The organism is Streptomyces sp. WAC06614 (assembly GCF_003949795.1).
Lineage (GTDB): Bacteria > Actinomycetota > Actinomycetes > Streptomycetales > Streptomycetaceae > Streptomyces.
Window position 1 is genome coordinate 1 of the sequence record NZ_RPRY01000377.1, and the last position, 6,280, is coordinate 6,280.

Sequence of the window (6,280 nt, forward strand, 5' to 3'; positions counted from 1 at the left end):
GCCGGCGGGGGGCCCGGGTCGGGAGTGGGGGCCTTGGGCTTCTGGGAGTCCTGGGTCACGGCGCGCACCGGGTCGACCACGCCCCAGCCGACGTAGTCGTCCTTGCCGTTGACGGAGCGCTCGGCGGTCTGCTCGATCTGCCAGATGATCTCCTGGGCCGACCAGTCGGGGTGCTGAGCGCGCAGCAGGGTGGCGACGCCGGCGACGTACGGGGCGGAGAAGCTGGTGCCGTTGTCGACGCACTGGCCGAAGCCGGGGACGGTGGAGACCATGTCGACGCCGGGGGCGGCGACGGCGATGAAGTCGCCGGGCTGGGAGAAGGCGGCGCGCTCGTTGTTGCGGTCGCTGGAGGCCACGGCGAGGACGCCGGGGAAGGCCGCCGGGTAGGTCTTGCGCTTCTCGCCCTGGAGGCCGTCGTTGCCCGCGGAGGCCACGACCACCACGTTGGCGGCGACCGCCTTCTTCACCGCCTGGCCGAGCTTGGAGTCCTCGGTCATCGGCTGGGTGGTGTCCTGGGAGATGTTGATGATCTGGGCGCCCTTGCCCAGGGCGTGCTCGATGGCGTCGGCGAGGGTGTCGGCCTTGCCGGTCTGGCGCTCGTCGTTCTGCCGGATCGGGATGACGGTGGCCTCGGGGGCCAGGCCCACGAAGCCGGTGCCCTCCTGGGGGCGGGCCGCGATCAGGCCCGCGACCTTGGTGCCGTGGCCGACGGTGTCGTTGGTGCCGTCGCCGCCCTTGGGGTCCAGCAGGTCCTTGCCCGCGCCGACGTCGAGGGCGGAGGAGAGCTGGGGGTTGGCGCGGTCGACGCCGGTGTCGATGACGGCGACCCGCACGCCCTTGCCCTTGGTCTCCGCCCACAGGGCGTCCAGCAGCACCCGTTGCAGGGCCCAGGGGCGGTCGGCGATCTGCTTCTTCATCGGGAACGTGCACTCGCCGGCCCCGGCCAGGCGCACGGCCGCACCGGGCGCGGCCGACCCCGGTGCGGCGGGCGCAGGCGCCGCGGCCGTGGTGCCGGCCGCCGCGGCGACGGCGGCGACGGCGAGGACGAGAGCCACGGCGCTACGGGGCGCACGCGGGCGGGATCCGGCGGTGCGGGGCGTCTTCGGCATCGACGGCCTCACGAACCCTGCGGCTGGCGGGCCGCGTTGGTGTCCAGGCGGGGACCCTTGGAGAGGAACTCCGACCAGGCGATGGGCACCAGCGTGGGCACCACCTTGCCGTAGCCGAGCCGCATCTGGGCCTGGCTGGCCTCGGGCCGGCCGTCGCCGGCCCCCTTCTTCGGGTCGGCCGCGCCGATGCCCGAACGCGCCGCGTCCGAGTCGCCGTTGGCCTGCACGGCGTAGCGCAGCCCGGTGTCGGTGACCAGGAACAGGGTGCCGCCGGCGGTGCCCTGGTTGCCCTGGATCTGGGTGTAGAGCAGGCCCGAGCCGGGGGTGACGTAGGCGCTGGAGCCGGTGGCCGTGATGTCGACGGGGAAGCCGGAGCCGGCCCAGGTGCTCATCGTGGGGACGCCCTGGCCGTCCACCGAACGCAGCACGTTGCAGACGGTGTCGCGGTCGCCGCCCTGGCCGGCGGTGGGGGCCGCGGTGCCGGCCGCCGCAGTGCGGTTGACCTGGGTGGACTTCTTCAGCGGCCAGCGGGCGTCGCCACGGAAGGCGGTGGCGTCCGGCATCAGGGACTGCAGGTCCACCTCGCGCGGCTTGCCCCGCATGTTGAGCATGTCGGTGGCGGGGGCGTTGATGAGCAGCCAGGCGGTGAAGTCCGAGACCGGGGCGACCTTGCCGGGCAGGACGACGTAGTGCTGCGGTCCCGAACCGGTCTGGGCGCGCAGCACCATGCCGACCTTGTTCTCGGCGGTGACCAGGCCCGGCACCTTGGCGTCGGCGCCGACCGAGCCGGGCAGCTGCGGGAAGCCGAGCGGTTCGCCTTCGCGCAGGGTGGCCAGCCACTGCTCGGAGACCGGCTGCGCGGCGCCGCTGCCGACCAGGGCGTTGGTGAGCTTCTGCGCGTCCTGGGCGGCCGCCGAACCCGGGGGGCCCTCGGGGAACTTGTACTTGGTGCCGACGGCGTCGACGAGATAGCGGTCCTTGGACTCGCCGGTGCTCTGCACGTACAGCACCTGGCCGTCGGCGAGCTTGCGCTGGTCGTCCATCAGGCCCGCCTCGCGGGCGGCGAGGACGAACGTGGCGGTCTGCACGCCCTGGCCGTTGCCGCCCGGCTTCTGGCACACCGCCCACCGCTTGGCGGTGCCGGCGTCCGTCTCCGAGGGCAGCCGGTCGGGGGCGTACTGGATGCCGATGATGGGGCCGCGGGGCAGCTTGCCGTTGTCCAGGACGGCGTCGTCGACGGTGACGACCTTGGACTTCTGCGGGTCGAGCAGCAGCCGGGCGGAGGCCAGGTTGAGCACCGGGTGCAGCCGGGTCTGGTCCTTGCCGTTCACCTTGGTCGTCAGGACCACGTACCGGGTGGTGGAGTTCTTACCGACGACGACGTTGGCGCCGGGCTCGTCCCAGCCCTTGGGGGCGGTGGGCTTGAGCATGCCCCAGCCGCCGAAGGCCGCCAGGATCACGGCACCGGTCACCAGGCTCGGCACGACCGCGCGCAGCGGCCGCGGCGCGCCCTCCTCGGTGCCGGTGGCGGACGGCTGGAGGAACGCTGCCACCGTGCGCCGCTTCGCAAAGGTGTACGCGTTGAGCTCATCACGTCGTGATGCCATGACCGCCTGCTTCTCCCCGCACGGCCCGGTCGGTGAGTTCGGTCCCCGGGCCTGGATCGTCGGACCGGCCACCTACTATGCCTGTTGACGGAGGGTGCCCAGGGGGCGGGTAGGGTGAGGCTGCCGCTCACTGCCTTCCGTACCGGGGTAATCAGGGCTTGTTCGGGTGGATTGGGGAGATTCCGGCGGGTCACGGCCATGTGCCGTGCGCCGTGGGGACTTTCGGGGTCTGGCCCCGGGAAGGGGAACTGCACCAGTGATGGCCACCGCGACGCGACGCCGTACGGCCGAGGCCGCACCGCCGCAGGGCGGGGTGTCTCCGCACCCGAAGTCGAGCCCGGGCCGCTTCGGCCCGTTCCGATTGCAACAACTCGTCCTGCTCCAGGTGGCCGCGGCCCTGCTGCTGGTGGCCTCGGTGCTCGACATGCTGCTGCTGGTGCCCGCGGGCGTGCTGGCCGCCGTCCTGGTCGTGCTGGCCGTCGTACGGCGCCACCAGCGGTCCCTGCCCGAGTGGATCGGCTCCGCCCTCGCCCTGCGGGCGCGCCGGCGGCGGGCCGCCTCGCTGGTGGTGCCGCCGGGGACCGAACCGGGGCTGGCGCCCGTGGTGGAGGCCGATCCGGCGCTGCGGACGTACACCTTCAGCGACCGTGACCGGCGGCCGGTCGGGATGATCGGCGACGGCACGTTCCTGACCGTGCTGGTCCAGGTGGACGCCGACGGGACCGCGCTGCGCGAGGACCGGGCCGCCCGGCCGTTGCCGCTGGGCGTGGTCCGGGACGCGCTGGAGGTCGACGGGATCCGGCTGGAGTCGGCGCAATTGGTCCAGCACACGCAGCCGGCGCCCGCGCCGCACCTGCCGACCCAGTCCATGGCCACCCGCAACTACGCGCCGCTGCAGGCCCGGACGGGCGCGCCGGCGGTACGGCTGACGTGGGTCGCTCTCAAGCTCGACCCGGAGCTGTGCCCGGAGGCGGTCGCCGCGCGCGGCGGCGGCCTCGAAGGTGCGCAGCGGTGCGTGGTGCGGGCGGCGGACCAGTTGGCCAGCCGGCTGGCCGGGGCCGGGTTCCGGGCGACCGTGCTGACCGAGCAGGAGCTGACGGCGGCGCTGGCGACGTCCTCGTGCGCCAACCCGATGGCCATCACGCAGGCGGGGCGGGCGTCCGGCCGTTCGGGTACGCCCGGGCGGCGCACCGAGGAGACCCCGCGGACCTGGCGCTGCGACGACCGGCGGCACACGACGTACTGGATAGCGCGCTGGCCGCAGCTGGGCGGCGGGGCGGCCCCGCTGCCGCACTTCGTGGCGCTGCTGACCTCGCTGCCCGCGCTGGCCACCAACTTCAGCCTGACGCTGGCCCCGGCGGAGCGGCACGGCGTGACCCTGACCGGCCACGTCCGCATCACCGGCCGCAGCGACGAGGAACTGGTCGCCGCCCGGCGGGAGCTGGAGCGGACCGCCCGGGGCGTGAAGACCGGGCTGGTGCGGCTGGACCGGGAGCAACTCCCGGGCGTGCTGGCTTCGCTGCCGCTGGGAGGCGCACGATGAGGGTGGGTTACGGACTGGTGGGCCCGCGCCGGGAACGGCACGCGGTGCCCGCGGAGGAGCTGGACGCCCTGGCGCTGCCGATCGGCGACGACGGCGTCGTCATCGGCGTGGACGCCGAGGGCCGGCCGGCGGTGCTGGGCGTCAACCGCCCCACGCCGTACGAGGTGACGCTGATCGGCGGCCTGTGGACGGCCCAGGTGCTGGCGCTGCGCGCGGCGGCGACCGGGGCACGGGTGGCCGTGGAGACCGGCCGCGGCCAGGTCTGGTCGGCACTGGCCCAGGCGGCCGGCGGCGGCCAGCAGTGCGTGACCCTGCACGAGGTGGGCCGCGTACCGCCGCAGGGCGCGTCGGCCGGCAGCCCGGTACTCGTCGTCCGCGACTGCGGTATGCGCCCCCCACGCGGCCGCGTGGTGGCCGGCCCCTGGCAGTCGGTCCTGACCCTGCTGCCGTACTTGAGCCCGACGGCACCGCGGTTGCTGCAGCAGTCGGCGCTGGTGGGGGTGCAGCGGGTGTCGCCGGACGAGGCGGAGCAGATCGGCCGGCTGATGAACCTGCCGCGTGCGGCGGTGGATTCCCTGCCGACGCTCGGCGACGGGGTGACGCTGTGGTGCAACCAGCGGGACCGCCGTTTCGTGATGACCCAGGGAACCGAAGCGGAGACCGGGCTGCTGGGCGCAGCCCGGCGGATCGACTGAGGCGTACCCGGTCGGCCGCGTGGGCCTGGCCGGAACGCCCCTCCCGGGTCGGCCGGAACGGCCGTCCCGGCCGGGCTGGCTGGCTGGCTGGCTGGCTGGCTGGCTGGCTGGCTGGCTGGCTGGCTGGAACGACCGTGCCGGTCGGCCGGGCCGGTCGGCCGGGTCGGCCGCAACGGCTCTGCCGGGCAGCCGGGTGGGCCGGAACGCCCCCCGGGGTGCGCCGGATCGACCGTGCCGGTCGGCCGGGTGGGCCGGGCCCGCCGGGTCCACCGGGTCCACCGGGTCCACCGGGTGGACCGGATCGGCTGTCCCGGTCCGCCGGGACAACCGGGGGGACCGTCCCGAACGGGGCGGTCGTCCCGGCCGGGTGTGTCCGGGGCAACCGCCGTGGACGCGGGTCCCGGCAACCTGCCGGGATTAGGCTGACCGTGGGCGTGGCGCCGCAGTACGCGCCCGTGGCAGTGCTCGACCAGACCAGGAGGACGAAGTGAACGGCGATCGGAACGAGAGCCGCGGCGGGGCGTGGGACGTCCCGACGGACGATCAGTCCGACGCGGAGCCCGAGCTGACGGGCGAGTTCACCATCGACTACACCCCGCCGGCCTGGTACACCCAGAACTCGGCCCCGTCCGGCGCCGTCCCCGGCCTCCCGGAAGGCAGCGGCTTCGAACCCCACCGCCCGGCCCCGCCCTCGGGCCAGGGCCCGGCACCCGTCCCCGGCCAGGGGCCGACCCCTGCCGCCGGGCAGAGCCCGGCACCCATGCCTGGGCAGGGCCAGACGCCCGTGCCTGGGCAGGGGTTGGCGTCCGTTCCCGGGCAAGGTTCGGCACCCGTCGCTGAGCAGGGGCCGGCACACGTCGCCGAGCAGGGCCCGGCACACGTCGCCGGGCAGGGGCCGGCACCCGTCGCCGAGCAGGGCCCGGCACCCGTTCCCGGGGAGGGCTCGGCCGTCGTGGCGGGGGCCGGGCAGGTGACGCCGTCCGTGCCGGGGCAGGATTCCGGGTACTCCGCGGGTCAGGGCGCCGGGGGTTTCCCGGGCCAGGGTCCGGCGACCGCGCCGCCGTTCGTGCCGGGCCAGGGCCCGGCCGTCCCGCCCCCGTTCGTGCCGGGGCAGGCGCAGCCGCCCGTGCCCGGGCAGGACGCCGCGGACTCCGCGGGACAGGGCGCCGGGGAATTCCCGGGCCAGGGTCCCGCGACCACGCCGCCGTTCGTGCCGGGCCAGGGCCCGGCCGTCCCGCCCCCGTTCGTGCCGGGGCAGGCGCAGCCGCCCGTGCCCGGGCAGGACGCCGCGGACTCCGCGGGACAGGGCGCCGGGGAATTCCCGGG

At 75.4% G+C, this 6,280-nt stretch carries 5 protein-coding genes; 3 read left to right on the top strand and 2 right to left on the bottom strand.

Annotation, left to right across the window (positions count from 1 at the left end):
• On the bottom strand, positions 1 to 1,055 hold a 1,055-nt coding region (gene mycP / locus EF918_RS31095; RefSeq protein WP_312847880.1), incomplete at its 3' end, for a type VII secretion-associated serine protease mycosin.
• A 62-nt stretch (positions 1,056 to 1,117) separates the two neighbouring features.
• On the bottom strand, positions 1,118 to 2,716 hold the full coding sequence (gene eccB, locus EF918_RS31100) for a type VII secretion protein EccB (protein WP_125652267.1): 1,599 nt from the start codon (positions 2,714 to 2,716) through the stop codon (positions 1,118 to 1,120).
• Between the two features lie 259 nt (positions 2,717 to 2,975).
• Between eccB and eccE the strand changes: the two genes are divergently transcribed.
• From eccE to EF918_RS38710, 3 genes are all read left to right on the top strand, one after another.
• A complete protein-coding gene (gene eccE / locus EF918_RS31105; RefSeq protein WP_125652268.1) occupies positions 2,976 to 4,259 on the top strand; it encodes a type VII secretion protein EccE in 1,284 nt (427 codons plus the stop codon).
• Positions 4,256 to 4,954, top strand: a complete 699-nt coding sequence (locus EF918_RS31110) for a hypothetical protein (protein WP_125652269.1) — start codon at positions 4,256 to 4,258, stop codon at positions 4,952 to 4,954. The genes eccE and EF918_RS31110 overlap by 4 nt, the downstream gene beginning before the upstream one ends.
• 487 nt (positions 4,955 to 5,441) lie before the next feature.
• A partial coding sequence (locus EF918_RS38710) for an SCO5717 family growth-regulating ATPase (protein ID WP_260610826.1) occupies positions 5,442 to 6,280 on the top strand: 839 nt, incomplete at its 3' end.

Excerpts from the sequence above, each read along its gene's own strand:
- eccB (WP_125652267.1), bottom strand. The coding sequence starts at position 2,716 with ATGGCATCACGACGTGATGAGCTCAACGCGTACACCTTTGCGAAGCGG.
- EF918_RS31110 (WP_125652269.1), top strand. The coding sequence starts at position 4,256 with ATGAGGGTGGGTTACGGACTGGTGGGCCCGCGCCGGGAACGGCACGCG.
- eccE (WP_125652268.1), top strand. The coding sequence starts at position 2,976 with ATGGCCACCGCGACGCGACGCCGTACGGCCGAGGCCGCACCGCCGCAG.